The organism is Paraburkholderia sp. BGA-UO-ETr-F21 (assembly GCF_059567925.1).
Map to the genome: position 1 here is coordinate 1 of NZ_JCAQOY010000014.1, position 17,597 is coordinate 17,597.

Below are 17,597 nucleotides of genomic sequence, written 5' to 3' on the forward strand. Positions count from 1 at the left end.
CGTGAAACGACTCCACGCCGATGATAGTGCGGATTCCCGTGTGAAAGTAGGTAATCGTCAGGCTCCCCAGCAGCATCAGAAACCCCACCCCATAAAGGTGGGGTTTCTGCGTTTACGGCCGCGCTGAAAACACTATATAAGTGAGAGCCTTGGGTTTGGAACGGTCAAGCAAGTCTTGACAACAAGCGGTTGTTCCCCCATAATCATCAGTTCTCTGCGGAGGGGTGCCCGAGTGGCTAAAGGGGGCAGACTGTAAATCTGTTGGCTTACGCCTACGTTGGTTCGAATCCAACCTCCTCCACCAGAATGCAAGTTGCAGCAGTTGTTTGGGAATCCATGGATCCTTGCGGGTGTAGCTCAATGGTAGAGCAGAAGCCTTCCAAGCTTACGACGAGGGTTCGATTCCCTTCACCCGCTCCAGCAACACAGAAGTAGCGCCCATGTGGCTCAGTGGTAGAGCACTCCCTTGGTAAGGGAGAGGTCGGCAGTTCGATCCTGCCCATGGGCACCAGAAGTACTCGGTGATTGTTTGCGCCCGGCGCAACGTACGGAAAAATCCTCTTAGGAGTCGAAAATGGCCAAGGGTAAGTTTGAGCGGACCAAGCCGCACGTGAACGTCGGCACGATCGGTCACGTTGACCACGGCAAGACCACGCTGACGGCAGCGATCACGACGGTTCTGACGCAGAAGTTTGGCGGCGAAGCGAAGGCATACGACCAGATCGACGCGGCGCCGGAAGAAAAGGCACGTGGTATCACGATCAACACGGCACACGTCGAGTACGAAACGGCTAACCGCCACTACGCACACGTCGACTGCCCGGGCCACGCTGACTATGTGAAGAACATGATCACGGGCGCAGCGCAGATGGACGGCGCGATCCTGGTGTGCTCGGCCGCTGACGGCCCGATGCCGCAAACGCGTGAGCACATCCTGCTGGCGCGTCAGGTTGGCGTTCCGTACATCATCGTGTTCCTGAACAAGTGCGACATGGTGGACGACGCTGAGCTGCTGGAGCTGGTCGAGATGGAAGTTCGCGAACTTCTGTCGAAGTACGACTTCCCGGGCGACGAAACGCCGATCATCAAGGGTTCGGCCAAGCTGGCGCTGGAAGGCGACAAGGGCGAGCTGGGCGAAGTGGCGATCATGAATCTGGCCGATGCGCTGGACACGTACATCCCGACGCCGGAGCGCGCAGTTGACGGCGCATTCCTGATGCCGGTGGAAGACGTGTTCTCGATCTCGGGTCGCGGCACGGTGGTGACGGGTCGCGTTGAGCGCGGCGTCGTGAAGGTTGGCGAGGAAATCGAAATCGTCGGTATCAAGCCGACGGTGAAGACGACCTGCACGGGCGTGGAAATGTTCCGCAAGCTGCTCGACCAGGGTCAGGCAGGCGACAACGTCGGTATCCTGCTGCGCGGCACGAAGCGTGAAGACGTGGAGCGTGGCCAGGTTCTGGCCAAGCCGGGTTCGATCAACCCGCACACGCACTTCACGGCTGAAGTGTACGTGCTGAGCAAGGATGAAGGCGGTCGTCACACGCCGTTCTTCAACAACTACCGTCCGCAGTTCTACTTCCGTACGACGGACGTGACGGGCTCGATCGAGTTGCCGAAGGACAAGGAAATGGTCATGCCGGGCGACAACGTGTCGATCACGGTGAAGCTGATCAACCCGATCGCGATGGAAGAAGGCCTGCGCTTCGCAATTCGCGAAGGCGGCCGTACGGTCGGCGCAGGTGTGGTTGCCAAGATTCTCGAGTAACGCCAGACAGTTCTCGTTGATCGGTAGTTTCGGGGTTGGCGGTGTCGTCAACCCCAAAATGGTTTAGGGGTATAGCTCAACTGGCAGAGCGTCGGTCTCCAAAACCGAAGGTTGGGGGTTCGATTCCCTCTGCCCCTGCCAACTCTCGCGCCTTATGTGGCGCTTCGTTAAGGTGTTATGGCGAATCCTTCCGTCGAAACTGTAAATACATCCGGCGATAAGCTGATGCTCGTCGCGGGCGTATTGTTAGTCTTGGCCGGGTTCGTGGGGTTCTTCTGGCTTGGTGGCCAGGAATGGTACGTCCGCGGAGCCGCCTTGGCTGTAGGTGCGATCGCGGGTGTTGCAGTCGGTCTTCTCTCCGCGCCTGGCAAGGGTTTCATCGCTTTCGCCAAAGACTCGTACAAGGAAGTCCGTAAGGTTGTTTGGCCTACCCGCAAAGAGGCTACCCAGACAACGCTCGTAGTGTTCGGCTTCGTGTTCGTCATGGCAATTTTTCTCTGGGTTAGCGACAAATCCATTGAATGGGCGATTTTCTCGGTGATTCTGGGTTGGAAATGATATGAGTGATACTCCGGCATCCCCGAGCGGCAAGCGTTGGTACGTCGTGCACGCCTACTCCGGTATGGAGAAGAGCGTGCAGCGGGCGCTTCAGGAGCGTATCGAACGTGCCGGCATGCAAGACCAGTTTGGTCAAATTCTCGTTCCGACTGAAGAAGTGGTCGAGGTAAAAGGTGGTCACAAATCGGTGACCGAGCGTCGTTTCTTTCCGGGCTATGTGTTGGTCGAGATGGAAATGACAGACGAGACGTGGCACCTCGTGAAAAACACAGCGAAGGTGACGGGTTTCGTAGGTGGTGCGCGTAATCGCCCGAGTCCGATCTCCCCGCGCGAAGTCGAGAAGATCATGTCGCAGATGCAGGAGGGCGTGGAGAAGCCACGTCCGAAGACCCTGTTTGAAGTCGGCGAAATGGTGCGGGTGAAGGACGGTCCGTTCACGGACTTCAACGGTAGCGTCGAAGAAGTGAATTACGAAAAGTCGCGCGTCCGTGTTTCCGTTACAATCTTCGGCCGCGCTACGCCGGTCGAGCTGGAATTCGGCCAAGTCGAAAAGCTGTAATCCAGAATTCTACGGAGCGCACCAGTCGGTGCGCTCCGTATTTCGCGCTTACGGTCCGCGTAATGGCCGTTGAGGAGCGTCAGTATCCGATTTTCCGGGGAACGCGCGCTACTACTCACTGAACAACCGCATGTGCCCATGTGGTGTTCCAAAGAGGTTTTCAACATGGCAAAGAAAATCATCGGCTTTATCAAGCTGCAGATTCCTGCAGGTAAAGCCAATCCGTCGCCGCCGGTCGGTCCGGCACTGGGTCAACGCGGCCTGAACATCATGGAGTTCTGCAAGGCGTTCAACGCGCAGACCCAGGCACTGGAACCGGGTCTTCCGATTCCGGTCGTGATCACCGCGTTCGCGGACAAGAGCTTCACGTTCGTTCTGAAGACGCCGCCGGCAACGGTACTGATCAAGAAGGCAGCGAAGATCGACAAGGGTTCGAGCAAGCCGCATACCGACAAGGTCGGCAAGATCACCCGCGCTCAAGCTGAAGACATCGCCAAGACCAAAATGCCCGATCTGACGGCAGCTGATCTGGACGCAGCGGTTCGTACGATCGCTGGTAGCGCCCGCTCGATGGGCATCACCGTGGAGGGCGTGTAAATGGCTAAGCTTTCAAAGCGTCTGCAAGCATTTGCAGCCAAGGTTGATCGTCAAAAGCTCTACGCGATTGACGAAGCCCTGTCGCTCGTGAAGGAATGTGCGAGCGCGAAGTTCGACGAGTCGATCGACGTTGCGGTGCAACTCGGCATCGACGCGAAGAAGTCGGACCAAGTGGTTCGTGGTTCGGTCGTCCTGCCGGCTGGTACCGGTAAGTCGGTCCGTGTCGCCGTTTTCGCGCAAGGCGAAAAGGCTGAGCAGGCTCGTGCAGCTGGCGCCGAAGTCGTCGGTATGGAAGACCTGGCCGAACAAGTCAAGGCCGGCAAGCTGGACTTCGACATCGTGATCGCTTCGCCGGACACAATGCGCGTTGTCGGTACGCTCGGTCAGATCCTCGGCCCGCGCGGCCTGATGCCGAACCCGAAGGTCGGTACGGTTACGCCGGACGTCGCGACTGCGGTGAAGAACGCCAAAGCTGGTCAGGTGCAATTCCGTGTCGACAAGGCCGGTATCATCCATGCCACGATCGGCCGTGCTTCGTTCGAGCCGACGGCTCTGCGTAGCAACCTCAACGCTCTCGTTGATGCGCTCCAAAAAGCGAAGCCGGCAACGAGCAAGGGTGTCTACCTGCGCAAGGTTGCACTGTCGAGCACGATGGGTGTCGGCGTTCGCGTCGATCAGGCATCGATCGCAGCGCAGTAATAGATTTCATCGTCTCGGCGAGAGTCGAGGCGGTTTTATGGGCTTTGGGCGGTCGCAAAGTGGCAGTCTGCATTGAGCGACCGGTTGTCAAAGACCGTTGGCGGGCACGCAGCAGGTGGGCGGGTCCTTAATGTAAGGCCAACGCAGATGGCGAACCCGAAAAGGTTTTGTAGTGATGAAGCCGGTCGATGTCCGCAGCAATGCGAATGTTGGGCGGTTGAAATACTCCTGACTGGTCGGACGCCGTTATTGAACGCGGTACACAAGGCGCACGCTGCGTGTATCGAATCTGGAGGTTAACCGTGCCACTTAACAAAGAAAGCAAGCAGGCCGTCGTTGCTGAGGTTGCCGCGCAAGTCGCGAAAGCCCAGACCGTGGTTCTGGCTGAGTATCGTGGAATCGCGGTTGGCGATCTGACCAAGCTGCGCGCGAAAGCGCGTGAGCAACAGGTTTACCTTCGCGTGTTGAAAAACACGCTGGCGCGTCGCGCTGTTGAAGGTACCCCGTTTGCTCCGCTGGCAGAGCAGATGACTGGCCCCCTGATCTACGGCATCTCGGAAGATGCAATTGCTGCTGCTAAGGTCGTCAATGACTTCAGCAAGAGCAATGACAAGTTGGTCATCAAGGCTGGTTCCTACGAAGGCAAGGTGATGGACAAGGCTGGCGTGCAAGCGCTGGCAAACATCCCGAGCCGGGAAGAACTGCTCTCCAAGCTGTTGTACGTTATGCAAGCACCTGTTTCCGGCTTTGCGCGCGCTCTGGCCGCGCTGGCAGAAAAGAAACAAGGCGAAGAAACCTCTGCGTAATGCACTTCAGTCGAGCGTGATTGATCGCTGGCTGTATCCGAATTCAATTTAGGAGTATTTCAAATGGCAATCGCAAAAGAAGACATTCTCGAAGCCGTAGGCTCGATGTCGGTTCTGGAACTGAACGAGCTGGTTAAGGCGTTCGAAGAAAAGTTTGGCGTGTCGGCAGCTGCTGTTGCAGTGGCAGGCCCGGCAGGCGGCGGCGCTGCTGCTGCTGCTGAAGAGCAAACCGAATTCACGGTCAACCTGACGGAAGTCGGCGCGAACAAGGTTTCGGTCATTAAGGCTGTTCGTGAACTGACGGGTCTCGGCCTGAAGGAAGCGAAGGACCTGGTCGACGGCGCACCGAAGCCTGTTAAGGAATCGGTACCGAAGGCTGCTGCTGAAGAAGCCAAGAAGAAGCTGGAAGAAGCCGGCGCGAAGGCTGAAATCAAGTAAGTTTCAGCGCGCTGTGCGAAGGCTGGCGGTTTTCCACCGCCGGCCTTTTTGTGCTTTGTGGGGACCACGTTTTTGCCAGCTAATTTTGGCAAAAACTGAAGCCCCAGAAGCCAAAGAAAACCGCCATTCGGCAACATTGACCGGCGTTTCTCTTTGTCTTCTGAAGCGACTGCAGAAGGCAAGTTTGGTCGGGTAGCGGGCAACATAGGCATCCGCTGCCGTCAGCCAGCGGTTGGTAGCGGCCAACCACCAAGCTTCTAGGCTCGTTCAAGCCATCGGACGGCCATCGGGTCTCAGTCGGTGAACACTCGGGTTGTCTCATCAAGGTATCCTGCCTCGACAACAATGCCCGCCGTGATTCGGAGATCGTATGCAATATTCCTTCACCGAGAAGAAGCGTATTCGCAAGAGTTTTGCGAAGCGCCCCATCGTTCACCAAGTACCTTTCCTGCTGGCTACCCAGCTTGAATCATTCAGCACGTTTCTGCAAGCAGACACGTCGTCCACGCAACGCAAGCCGGAAGGCCTGCAAGCTGCGTTTACCTCCGTTTTCCCAATTGTTTCGCATAACGGGTTCGCTCGTCTAGAGTTCGTCAGCTACATGCTGTCGCCGCCGGCATTCAACATCAAGGAATGTCAGCAGCGCGGTTTGACGTACTGCTCGGCATTGCGCGCGAAAGTCCGCCTGGTGTTGCTCGACAAGGAATCGCCGAGCAAGCCGGTTGTGAAGGAAGTGAAGGAACAAGAAGTGTACATGGGCGAAATCCCGCTCATGACGCCGACGGGTTCGTTCGTCATCAACGGCACGGAGCGTGTGATCGTTTCGCAGCTGCACCGTTCGCCGGGCGTGTTCTTCGAGCACGACAAAGGCAAGACGCACAGCTCAGGCAAGCTCCTGTTCTCGGCACGTATTATTCCTTATCGCGGTTCGTGGCTCGATTTCGAGTTCGACCCGAAGGACGTGCTGTACTTCCGCGTCGACCGTCGCCGCAAGATGCCGGTCACGATCCTGCTGAAGGCAATCGGCCTCACGCCGGAACAGATCCTCGCAAACTTCTTCGTGTTCGACAATTTCACGCTGATGCCGGAAGGCGCGCAGATGGAATTCGTGCCGGAGCGTCTGCGTGGTGAAGTCGCGCGTTTCGACATCACGGACCGTGATGGCAACGTGATCGTCCAGAAGGACAAGCGGATCAACGCGAAGCACATTCGCGACCTCGACAACGCCAAGACCAAGTTTATTTCGGTTCCGGAAGACTATTTGCTCGGCCGCGTGCTGGCGAAGAACGTCGTCGACGGCGACACGGGTGAAGTCATCGCTAACGCGAACGACGAAATCACGGAAACCGTGCTCGAGAAGCTGCGCGAGTCGAAGATCAAAGACATCCAGACGCTCTACACAAACGATCTGGATCAAGGTCCGTACATCTCGTCGACGCTGCGTATCGACGAAACCGCGGACAAGATGGCCGCGCGCATCGCGATCTACCGCATGATGCGTCCGGGCGAACCGCCGACCGAAGAAGCGGTCGAGGCGCTGTTCAACCGTCTGTTCTACAGCGAAGACGCATACGACCTGTCCAAGGTGGGTCGTATGAAGTTCAATCGCCGTGTCGGCCGCGACGAAATCGTCGGACCGATGACGCTGCAAGACGACGACATCCTCGCCACGATCAAGATCCTGGTCGAGCTGCGTAACGGCAAGGGCGAAGTGGACGACATCGACCACTTGGGCAATCGTCGTGTGCGTTGCGTCGGCGAATTGGCGGAAAACCAGTTCCGCGCGGGTCTCGTGCGTGTCGAGCGTGCTGTGAAGGAACGCCTCGGCCAGGCCGAAAGCGAAAACCTGATGCCGCACGACCTGATCAACTCGAAGCCGATTTCGTCGGCGATTCGCGAGTTCTTCGGTTCGTCGCAGCTGTCGCAGTTCATGGACCAAACGAACCCGCTGTCGGAAATCACCCACAAGCGCCGCGTTTCGGCACTTGGCCCGGGCGGTTTGACGCGTGAGCGCGCTGGCTTTGAAGTCCGCGACGTGCACCCGACTCACTACGGTCGCGTGTGCCCGATCGAAACGCCGGAAGGTCCGAACATCGGCCTGATCAACTCGCTCGCTCTGTACGCGCACCTGAACGAATACGGCTTCCTCGAAACGCCGTATCGCAAGGTCGTGGACAGCAAGGTGACGGATCAAATCGATTACCTGTCGGCGATCGAAGAGGGCCGTTACGTGATCGCTCAGGCGAACGCGGCCGTGGCGGAAGACGGCTCGCTGACCGATGAACTGGTGTCGTCGCGTGAAGCAGGCGAAACGCTGATGGTCACGCCGGACCGCATCCAGTACATGGACGTGGCGCCGTCGCAGATCGTGTCGGTGGCAGCATCGCTGATTCCGTTCCTCGAGCACGATGACGCGAACCGCGCATTGATGGGTTCGAACATGCAGCGTCAGGCTGTGCCGTGCCTGCGTCCTGAAAAGGCGGTAGTCGGTACGGGTATCGAGCGCACGGTGGCAGTCGACTCGGGTACGACGGTTCAGGCATTCCGCGGCGGTGTGGTCGATTACGTCGACGCAGGCCGTATGGTGATTCGCGTGAACGACGATGAAGCCGCTGCTGGCGAAACCGGCGTGGACATCTACAACCTGATCAAGTACACGCGTTCGAACCAGAACACGAACATCAACCAGCGCCCGATCGTGAAGGTCGGCGACATCGTGTCGCGCGGCGACGTGCTGGCTGACGGCGCATCGACCGACCTCGGCGAACTGGCTCTCGGCCAGAACATGCTGGTCGCGTTCATGCCGTGGAACGGCTACAACTTCGAAGATTCGATCTTGATCTCGGAGAAGGTGGTTGCGGACGACCGTTACACGTCGATCCACATTGAAGAACTGAACGTCGTTGCTCGCGATACGAAGCTCGGACCGGAAGAAATCACGCGCGACATCTCGAACCTGGCTGAAGTGCAACTTGGCCGTCTCGATGAGTCGGGCATCGTCTACATCGGCGCTGAAGTCGAAGCAGGCGACGTGCTGGTCGGCAAGGTCACGCCGAAGGGCGAAACCCAGCTGACGCCGGAAGAAAAGCTGCTGCGCGCGATCTTCGGTGAAAAGGCTTCGGACGTGAAGGACACGTCGCTGCGCGTGCCCTCGGGCATGAGCGGCACCGTGATCGACGTTCAAGTGTTCACGCGTGAAGGCATTCAGCGCGACAAGCGCGCGCAACAGATCATCGACGATGAACTGAAGCGCTATCGCCTCGACCTGAACGACCAGCTGCGTATCGTGGAAGGCGACGCCTTCCAGCGTCTCGCACGTATGCTCGACGGCAAGGTCGCGAACGGCGGTCCGAAGAAGCTGGCGAAGGGCACGAAGATCGAACAGGCTTACCTGCAAGATCTGGATCATTACCACTGGTTCGACATCCGCCTCGCGGACGAAGAAGCAGCGGCACAGCTCGAAGCGATCAAGGACTCGATCGAACAGAAGCGTCACCAGTTCGATCTGGCGTTCGAAGAGAAGCGCAAGAAGCTCACGCAAGGCGACGAATTGCCGCCGGGCGTGTTGAAGATGGTCAAGGTGTATCTGGCAGTCAAGCGCCGCCTGCAGCCTGGCGACAAGATGGCCGGCCGTCACGGTAACAAGGGTGTGGTGTCGAAGATCGTTCCGATCGAAGACATGCCGTACATGGCCGACGGCCGTCCGGCTGACGTCGTTCTGAACCCGCTCGGCGTGCCGTCGCGGATGAACGTGGGTCAGGTTCTCGAAGTGCATCTGGGTTGGGCCGCGAAGGGTCTCGGCTGGCGTATCGGCGAAATGCTGCAGCGTCAGGCGAAGATCGAAGAACTGCGCGAATTCCTGACCAAGATCTACAACGAGTCGGGCCGCGCCGAAGAGCTGGACAGCTTCACGGACGACGAGATCGTCGAACTGGCGAAGAACCTGCGCGAAGGCGTGCCGTTCGCTACGCCAGTGTTCGACGGTGCGACGGAAGAAGAAATGTCGCGCGCGCTGGATCTGGCATTCCCGGACGACATCGCGAAGAACCTCGGCATGACGCCGTCGAAGAACCAGGTGCGTCTGTACGACGGCCGTACGGGCGAAATGTTCGAACGTATGGTGACGGTCGGCTACATGCACTACCTGAAGCTGCACCACTTGGTCGACGACAAGATGCACGCGCGTTCCACGGGCCCGTACTCGCTCGTGACGCAGCAGCCGTTGGGCGGTAAGGCGCAATTCGGTGGCCAGCGTTTCGGTGAAATGGAAGTGTGGGCGCTCGAAGCGTACGGCGCATCGTACGTGCTGCAGGAAATGCTGACGGTGAAGTCGGACGACGTGACAGGCCGGACCAAGGTTTATGAAAACCTGGTCAAGGGCGATCACGTGATCGACGCCGGCATGCCGGAATCCTTCAACGTGTTGGTGAAGGAAATCCGCTCGCTCGGTATCGATATCGACCTCGACCGCAACTAATCGGACTACGGAGAGAAAGCAATGAAAGCTCTGCTCGATCTATTCAAGCAAGTCCAACAGCCTGAAGTTTTTGACGCGATCAAGATCGGTCTGGCTTCGCCGGACAAGATCCGTTCGTGGTCGTTCGGTGAAGTGAAGAAGCCGGAAACCATCAACTACCGGACGTTCAAGCCGGAACGCGATGGTTTGTTCTGCGCGAAGATCTTCGGGCCGATCAAAGACTACGAATGCCTTTGCGGCAAGTACAAGCGCCTGAAGCACCGTGGCGTGATCTGCGAGAAGTGCGGCGTTGAAGTGACGCTGGCGAAAGTGCGTCGCGAACGCATGGGCCACATCGAACTGGCCTCGCCGGTTGCGCACATCTGGTTCTTGAAGTCGCTGCCGTCGCGTCTGGGCATGGTGCTCGACATGACGCTGCGCGACATCGAACGCGTGCTGTACTTCGAAGCATATGTGGTGATCGATCCGGGCATGACGCCGCTGAAAGCGCGGCAGATCATGACGGAAGAGGATTACTACAACAAGGTCGAAGAATACGGTGACGAATTCCGTGCCGAGATGGGCGCGGAAGGCGTGCGCGAACTGCTGCGCGCGATCAACATCGACGAACAGGTCGAGATGCTGCGCACTGAACTCAAGAACACGGGTTCGGAAGCGAAGATCAAGAAGTACGCAAAGCGCCTGAAGGTGCTCGAGGCTTTCCAGCGTTCGGGCATCAAGCCTGACTGGATGGTGCTCGAAGTGCTGCCGGTGCTGCCGCCGGAACTGCGTCCGCTGGTGCCGCTGGACGGCGGCCGCTTCGCGACGTCGGACCTGAACGACCTGTATCGCCGCGTGATCAACCGTAACAACCGGTTGAAGCGTCTGCTCGAACTGAAAGCGCCTGAAATCATCGTCCGCAACGAAAAGCGGATGCTGCAGGAAGCCGTCGATTCGCTGCTCGACAACGGTCGTCGCGGTAAGGCCATGACCGGCGCGAACAAGCGTCCGTTGAAGTCGCTCGCTGACATGATCAAGGGTAAGGGCGGTCGTTTCCGTCAGAACTTGCTCGGTAAGCGCGTCGACTATTCGGGCCGTTCGGTGATCGTGGTCGGCCCGACGCTCAAGCTGCATCAGTGCGGTCTGCCGAAACTGATGGCGCTCGAACTGTTCAAGCCGTTCATCTTCAACAAGCTCGAAGTGATGGGTGTCGCTACCACCATCAAGGCTGCGAAGAAGGAAGTCGAGAACCAGACGCCGGTGGTGTGGGACATCCTGGAAGAGGTGATCCGCGAACATCCGGTCATGCTGAACCGTGCGCCTACTCTTCACCGTCTTGGCATTCAGGCTTTCGAGCCGGTGCTGATCGAAGGTAAGGCAATCCAGCTGCACCCGCTCGTTTGCGCGGCGTTCAACGCCGACTTCGACGGTGACCAGATGGCTGTTCACGTGCCGCTGTCGCTGGAAGCGCAGATGGAAGCGCGCACGCTGATGCTGGCGTCGAACAACGTCCTGTTCCCGGCCAACGGCGATCCGTCGATCGTGCCGTCGCAGGATATCGTGCTCGGTTTGTACTACGCGACCCGTGAAGCCGTGAATGCTAAGGGCGAAGGCCTGACGTTCACCGGCGTCTCGGAAGCGCTGCGTGCGTACGAGAACAAGGAAGTCGAGCTTGCCTCGCGCGTCAACGTGCGGATCACCGAAATGGTCCACAACGAAGACAAGTCGGAAGGTGCGCCGGCGTTCGTGCCGAAGATCACGCTTTACCCGACCACCGTCGGCCGTGCAATCCTGTCGGAAATTCTTCCGCCGGGCCTGCCGTTCTCGGTGCTCAACAAGCCGCTGAAGAAGAAGGAAATCTCGCGCCTCATCAACACCGCGTTCCGCAAGTGCGGTCTGCGCGAAACGGTGATTTTCGCCGACCAGTTGATGCAGTCGGGTTTCCGTCTGGCAACGCGCGCGGGTATCTCGATCTGCGTCGACGACATGCTCGTGCCGCCGCAGAAGGAAACCATCGTCGGCGACGCCGCGAAGAAGGTGAAGGAATACGACCGTCAGTACATGTCGGGTCTCGTCACGTCGCAAGAGCGCTACAACAACGTGGTCGACATCTGGTCGGCAACGTCGGAAGCGGTCGGCAAGGCGATGATGGAGCAGCTGTCGACGGAACCGGTCACGGACCGCGACGGCAACGAAACGCGTCAGGAATCGTTCAACTCGATTTACATGATGGCGGACTCGGGTGCTCGTGGTTCCGCGGTTCAGATTCGTCAGCTGGCCGGTATGCGTGGCCTGATGGCGAAGCCGGACGGCTCGATCATCGAGACGCCGATTACGGCGAATTTCCGTGAAGGCCTGAACGTGTTGCAGTACTTCATCTCGACCCACGGTGCACGTAAGGGTCTGGCTGATACGGCACTGAAGACGGCTAACTCGGGTTACCTGACGCGTCGTCTCGTCGACGTGACGCAGGATCTGGTGGTGGTCGAGGACGATTGCGGTACGTCCAACGGCGTCGCCATGAAGGCGTTGGTCGAAGGCGGTGAAGTCGTCGAAGCGCTGCGTGACCGTATTCTCGGTCGCGTGACGGTGGCTGACGTCGTCAATCCGGAATCGCAGGAAACGCTGTACGAAACGGGCACGCTGCTCGACGAAGATGCGGTCGAAGAAATCGAACGCCTCGGCATCGACGAAGTGCGCGTGCGTACGCCGCTGACTTGCGAAACGCGTTACGGTCTGTGCGCAGCCTGCTACGGCCGCGACCTGGGCCGCGGCTCGTCGGTCAACGTCGGTGAAGCAGTTGGCGTGATCGCTGCGCAGTCGATCGGCGAACCGGGCACGCAGCTCACGATGCGTACGTTCCACATCGGTGGTGCGGCATCGCGTGCGGCAGTGGCTTCGTCGGTTGAAGCGAAGTCGAACGGTACGGTGCGTTTCACGGCAACCATGCGTTACGTCACCAACGCGAAGGGCGAGCAGATCGTCATCTCGCGTTCGGGCGAAGCCATGATCACCGACGACCACGGTCGCGAGCGCGAACGTCACAAGGTGCCGTACGGCGCGACGCTGTTGCAACTGGACGGCGCGCAGATCAAGGCCGGCACGCAACTGGCAACGTGGGATCCGATGACGCGTCCGATCATCACCGAGTGGGGCGGTACGGTGAAGTTCGAAAACGTCGAAGAAGGCGTGACGGTTGCCAAGCAGATCGACGATGTGACGGGTCTGTCCACGCTGGTCGTGATCGACGTGAAGCGTCGTGGTTCGCAAGCTTCGAAGACGGTGCGTCCGCAGGTCAAGCTGCTCGACGCGAACGGCGAAGAAGTCAAGATCCCGAACACCGAGCACTCGGTGCAGATCGGCTTCCAGGTCGGCGCTCTGATCACCGTGAAGGATGGTCAGCAAGTGCAGGTCGGTGAAGTGCTGGCACGTATCCCGGTTGAATCGCAGAAGACGCGTGACATTACCGGTGGTCTGCCGCGTGTGGCTGAACTGTTCGAAGCACGTTCGCCTAAGGACGCAGGTATCCTGGCGGAAGTCACGGGTACGACGTCGTTCGGTAAGGACACGAAGGGCAAGCAGCGTCTCGTTATCACGGACCTCGAAGGCAATCAGCACGAGTTCCTGATCGCGAAGGAAAAGCAGGTTCTGGTGCACGATGGTCAGGTCGTCAACAAGGGCGAAATGATTGTCGACGGTCCGGCCGATCCGCACGACATCTTGCGTCTGCAAGGTATCGAAGCGCTGTCGCGTTACATCGTGGACGAAGTGCAGGACGTGTACCGTCTGCAAGGCGTGAAGATCAACGACAAGCACATTGAAGTGATTGTTCGTCAGATGCTGCGCCGCGTGCAGATTACGGACAACGGCGATACGCGTTTCATCCCGGGCGAACAGGTCGAGCGGTCGGATATGCTCGATGAGAACGACCGTATGATCGCGGAAGACAAGCGTCCGGCAACGTACGAAAACGTGCTGCTCGGTATCACGAAGGCCTCGTTGTCGACCGATTCGTTCATCTCGGCGGCGTCGTTCCAGGAAACGACCCGCGTGCTGACCGAAGCGGCGATCATGGGCAAGCGTGACGACCTGCGTGGTCTGAAGGAAAACGTGATCGTCGGCCGTCTGATTCCGGCTGGTACGGGTCTCGCGTTCCACAAGGCGCGCAAGAGCAAGGAACTGTCCGACCGCGAGCGTTTCGATCAGATCGCAGCGGAAGAGTCGTTCGAATTCGGTACGCCGGAAACCCCGGCCGCCGAACAGCAGCACTCAGGCGAGTAAGCTCAGGTCAGTAGGTCCAGGCGGTGCAAGCCGCTTGGAGCTCTAGCCAGCGAAGCCGCTCAGTTTCGACTGAGCGGCTTTTTTTATGCGCTTTCTTTTTGTGCGCTTGCCCATGCTTTGTTAGCCCGAATGGCTAACGTTGCAGTAAAGCGCGGGCGCAGCACGAATGCGTTGGTAAAATTCGTGTCACCGGCATCACGCTGCTTCTCTCAAATTCATGTCCCGTCCGCTCGAAATCCTCAACGAAGTCTTCGGTTACCCCGCGTTCAGAGGACAGCAGGGCGAAATTGTCGAGCACGTCGCCGGCGGCGGCGACTGTCTCGTGCTGATGCCGACGGGCGGCGGCAAGTCGCTCTGCTATCAGATTCCGTCGCTGGTGCGCCGTGAAGGCGGGTTTGGAACCGGCATCGTCGTTTCTCCGCTGATCGCGCTGATGCAGGATCAGGTGGCCGCGCTTACGGAAGTGGGTGTGCGGGCGGCGTATCTGAATTCGACGCTGTCCAGCGCTGAGGCGATGGCGACTGAGCGCGCGTTGCGCGACGGCGAGATCGACCTGCTTTACGTGGCGCCGGAGCGTTTGATGACGCCCCGTTTCCAGGAGCTACTGGAGCGTACGCGCATCGGGTTGTTCGCCATCGACGAAGCGCATTGCGTGTCGCAATGGGGGCACGATTTCCGACCGGAATACATCCAGTTGTCGGTGCTGCACGAGCGGTTTCCGAACGTGCCGCGCATCGCGCTCACAGCTACCGCGGATGCCATCACGCGGGACGAGATCATCCACCGTCTTGCCTTGGATGACGCACGTATTTTCGTGTCGAGCTTCGACCGGCCGAACATCCGCTATCGCATTGTCGAAAAGGACAACGCGCGTACGCAGTTGCTGGACTTCATCCGCGCGGAGCATTCGAAGCCGGACGGCACGACTGACGCCGGCGTCGTCTATTGCCTCTCGCGTCGCAAGGTCGAAGAGACTGCGGAGTGGTTGAAAGAAAAAGGGATGCGCGCGCTGCCGTATCACGCCGGCATGGAGTTTGAAATCCGCCAGAAGCATCAGGAGATGTTTCAGCGCGAAGAAGGAATCGTGATGTGCGCGACGATCGCGTTCGGCATGGGCATCGACAAGCCGGACGTGCGCTTCGTGGCTCACCTGGACTTGCCGAAGAGCGTCGAAGGCTACTACCAGGAAACCGGTCGCGCGGGGCGCGACGGCATGCCGGCGAACGCATGGATGGCCTACGGTCTCGGCGACGTCGTCCAGCAGCGCAAAATGATCGACGAATCCGACGCCGACGACGCACACAAGCGCGTGCAAACAGGCAAGCTGGACGCGCTGCTCGGTCTGTGTGAAGCGGCGACTTGCCGGCGAGTGCGACTTCTCGCGTATTTCGGCGAGTCGAGCAAGCCATGCGGCAACTGTGACAACTGTCTTGAGCCACCGGCTACATGGAATGCGACGCGTGAAGCGCAGATGGCGTTATCGTGCGTGTTCCGTGCGCAGCGGGCGAGCGGTTTTCATTTCGGCGCCGGCCATCTGATCGATATTCTGCGTGGCAACAGCAGCGAAAAAATCCTTCAGCGAGGCCACGAGAAGCTGACCACGTTCGGTATCGGTTCGGCGCTCGGCGAGCCGGAGTGGCGCGCGGTGTTTCGCCAGCTTGTCGCGTTCGGCTATCTGACCGTCGACCACGAGGGATTCGGCTCGCTGGTTCTAACCGAGGCAAGCAAACCGGTGCTCAAGGGCGAGCAGAACGTCACGATGCGCCGTTACGTCAAGCCGACGCGTACCCGTCAATCGTCCGGGCGCACCAGTGAGCGCGCCGACCCGACAATCGGCATGGGCCCGCGCGAACGTGCGCGCTGGGAACGGCTGCGTGCGTGGCGCACCGAAACGGCGAAGAGCGACGGCGTGCCGGCGTACGTGATCTTCCACGACGCGACTTTGGCTGAAATCGCCCGTAACGGCCCCGACTCCATCGAAGATTTGCGCGGCATTCCGGGTATAGGTGCGCGCAAACTCGACCGTTTCGGCGACGAGTTGCTAGAAGTCGTTGCCGCTGACTGAGCGCTCAGCGAGCGCCTGGGCAGGTCCGCAGGGGTGCGAAACATCGCAACCTGTTGACTCCCTTAGTAATTTCGGAATATTATGCTAGGTTCCGGTTCTTGGAATGCCTGCGCGCGAAGTCAAATCATGCGCTGGCGGTCGAGTCCGGGAGTTCGATGCGCAATCGTTTCTGCTTTGCCCGGAAACAGATGCGTCGATTTTGTTCAATTTCAGGAATAAACAATGCCAACCATCAATCAACTGGTTCGCAAAGGCCGCGCGTCGGAAACGACGAAGAGCAAGAGCCCGGCTTTGCAGGACTGCCCCCAGCGTCGCGGCGTGTGCACCCGTGTGTACACCACGACGCCGAAGAAGCCTAACTCGGCACTGCGTAAGGTTGCCAAGGTTCGTCTGACGAACGGCTTCGAAGTCATTTCGTACATCGGTGGTGAAGGCCACAACCTGCAGGAACACTCGGTCGTGCTGATTCGCGGCGGCCGTGTGAAGGACTTGCCGGGTGTGCGTTACCACATGGTTCGCGGCTCGCTGGATACCCAGGGCGTCAAGGATCGTAAGCAGGCTCGCTCGAAGTACGGTGCGAAGCGTGCAAAAGCTGGTAAATAAGCTGGCAAGTAATTAGCCGGTCAGTAGTTTCAGGTCGCCTGCATAGGCGGTATTAGCGGTGGTGCCGGAATCGCCGGTGCTGTCGAGTAAGTGGTCACCCGACCAGGCTGGTAAGTCGTTAGAGATGAATCGGGTTAGTTGGTGGCCGCGGGGCTAAAAATAGCTCCAACTGAAAAGTTAAAGGAAGAAACATGCCGCGTCGTCGCGAAGTCCCCAAGCGGGAAGTGTTGCCGGATCCGAAGTTCGGTAACGTTGATGTAGCTAAGTTCATGAACGTGCTGATGCTCTCCGGCAAGAAGTCGGTTGCCGAGCGTATCGTGTACGGCGCTTTCGAACAGATCCAGACCAAGGGTGGCAAGGACCCGCTGGAAGTGTTCACGGTAGCGCTCAACAACGTCAAGCCGGTGGTCGAAGTGAAGAGCCGCCGCGTTGGTGGTGCGAACTATCAGGTTCCGGTCGAAGTGCGCCCGTCGCGTCGTATGGCATTGGCGATGCGTTGGCTGCGTGAAGCCGCGAAGAAGCGCAGCGAGAAGTCGATGGCCCTGCGTCTGGCAGGTGAACTCTCCGAAGCGGCCGAAGGCCGTGGCGGCGCAATGAAGAAGCGCGACGAAGTTCACCGGATGGCAGAAGCCAACAAGGCGTTCTCGCACTTCCGTTTCTAAGCTTCCCGAACCCGGGTTTAGCAGAAAAAACGGAAAGAAATTCCGGGCGGGTGCGCTTACAAAGCGCCTCGCCCGTTTGTGTTACAGCGCGATGGGTATTTTCTCGCA

At 58.9% G+C, this 17,597-nt stretch carries 13 protein-coding genes and 4 tRNA genes; 16 read left to right on the forward strand and 1 reads right to left on the reverse strand.

Translation table 11 applies throughout. The annotated features are described in order from the left end of the window. The first annotated feature begins 218 nt into the window (after window positions 1-218). From AC57B1_RS10055 to rplL, 11 genes are all read left to right on the forward strand, one after another. Window positions 219-304: transfer RNA gene (locus AC57B1_RS10055), tRNA-Tyr, on the forward strand. Window positions 305-346: 42 nt separating this feature from the next. After that, window positions 347-420: transfer RNA gene (locus AC57B1_RS10060), tRNA-Gly, on the forward strand. A 16-nt stretch (window positions 421-436) separates the two neighbouring features. Next, a tRNA-Thr gene (locus AC57B1_RS10065) sits at window positions 437-511 on the forward strand. 63 nt (window positions 512-574) lie between these two features. Further along, window positions 575-1,765, forward strand: a complete 1,191-nt coding sequence (tuf, locus tag AC57B1_RS10070) for an elongation factor Tu (RefSeq protein ID WP_007180138.1) — start codon at window positions 575-577, stop codon at window positions 1,763-1,765. Window positions 1,766-1,830: 65 nt separating this feature from the next. Continuing rightward, window positions 1,831-1,906, forward strand: a tRNA-Trp gene (locus tag AC57B1_RS10075). Window positions 1,907-1,942: 36 nt separating this feature from the next. After that, a complete protein-coding gene (gene secE / locus AC57B1_RS10080) occupies window positions 1,943-2,323 on the forward strand; it encodes a preprotein translocase subunit SecE (protein ID WP_408187767.1) in 381 nt (126 codons plus the stop codon). A gap of 1 nt (window position 2,324) precedes the next feature. Then, window positions 2,325-2,882, forward strand: coding sequence for a transcription termination/antitermination protein NusG (gene nusG, locus AC57B1_RS10085; RefSeq protein ID WP_007180147.1), 558 nt, complete (start codon window positions 2,325-2,327; stop codon window positions 2,880-2,882). 165 nt (window positions 2,883-3,047) lie between these two features. After that, window positions 3,048-3,479: a 50S ribosomal protein L11 gene (gene rplK / locus AC57B1_RS10090; protein ID WP_007180146.1), complete on the forward strand. Its 432-nt coding sequence runs from the start codon at window positions 3,048-3,050 to the stop codon at window positions 3,477-3,479. Next, entirely contained in the window at window positions 3,480-4,178 is a 699-nt protein-coding gene (gene rplA / locus AC57B1_RS10095; RefSeq protein WP_007180145.1) for a 50S ribosomal protein L1, read from the forward strand. It abuts the gene before it with no gap. Window positions 4,179-4,480: 302 nt separating this feature from the next. Next, complete coding sequence (rplJ, locus tag AC57B1_RS10100) at window positions 4,481-4,984, forward strand: 50S ribosomal protein L10 (RefSeq protein WP_496417452.1); 504 nt, start codon at window positions 4,481-4,483, stop codon at window positions 4,982-4,984. A 63-nt stretch (window positions 4,985-5,047) separates the two neighbouring features. After that, entirely contained in the window at window positions 5,048-5,422 is a 375-nt protein-coding gene (gene rplL / locus AC57B1_RS10105) for a 50S ribosomal protein L7/L12 (protein ID WP_091798332.1), read from the forward strand. A 3-nt stretch (window positions 5,423-5,425) separates the two neighbouring features. Here the strand turns inward: rplL and AC57B1_RS10110 are convergent, their stop codons facing one another. Beyond that, the gene (locus AC57B1_RS10110) at window positions 5,426-5,668 is read right to left on the reverse strand and encodes a hypothetical protein (protein ID WP_496417453.1); all 243 of its coding nucleotides are present in this window, start codon (window positions 5,666-5,668) and stop codon (window positions 5,426-5,428) included. 124 nt (window positions 5,669-5,792) lie between these two features. Between AC57B1_RS10110 and rpoB the strand changes: the two genes are divergently transcribed. The 5 genes from rpoB to rpsG all read left to right on the forward strand — a co-directional run bounded on the left by rpoB (window position 5,793) and on the right by rpsG (window position 17,489). Next, window positions 5,793-9,899 carry a DNA-directed RNA polymerase subunit beta gene (gene rpoB / locus AC57B1_RS10115; protein WP_496417454.1) on the forward strand — a complete coding sequence of 1,369 codons (4,107 nt, stop codon included), beginning with the start codon at window positions 5,793-5,795 and terminating at the stop codon, window positions 9,897-9,899. A gap of 21 nt (window positions 9,900-9,920) precedes the next feature. Then, complete coding sequence (gene rpoC / locus AC57B1_RS10120; protein ID WP_091798343.1) at window positions 9,921-14,159, forward strand: DNA-directed RNA polymerase subunit beta'; 4,239 nt, start codon at window positions 9,921-9,923, stop codon at window positions 14,157-14,159. 217 nt (window positions 14,160-14,376) lie between these two features. Then, window positions 14,377-16,224 (forward strand): DNA helicase RecQ, encoded by a 1,848-nt coding sequence (gene recQ, locus AC57B1_RS10125; protein ID WP_496417455.1) that lies wholly within the window; start codon window positions 14,377-14,379, stop codon window positions 16,222-16,224. A gap of 222 nt (window positions 16,225-16,446) precedes the next feature. Continuing rightward, a complete protein-coding gene (rpsL, locus tag AC57B1_RS10130; protein WP_006998493.1) occupies window positions 16,447-16,827 on the forward strand; it encodes a 30S ribosomal protein S12 in 381 nt (126 codons plus the stop codon). 191 nt (window positions 16,828-17,018) lie between these two features. Then, the gene (gene rpsG, locus AC57B1_RS10135; protein WP_006053291.1) at window positions 17,019-17,489 is read left to right on the forward strand and encodes a 30S ribosomal protein S7; all 471 of its coding nucleotides are present in this window, start codon (window positions 17,019-17,021) and stop codon (window positions 17,487-17,489) included. The last annotated feature ends 108 nt before the right edge of the window (window positions 17,490-17,597 follow it).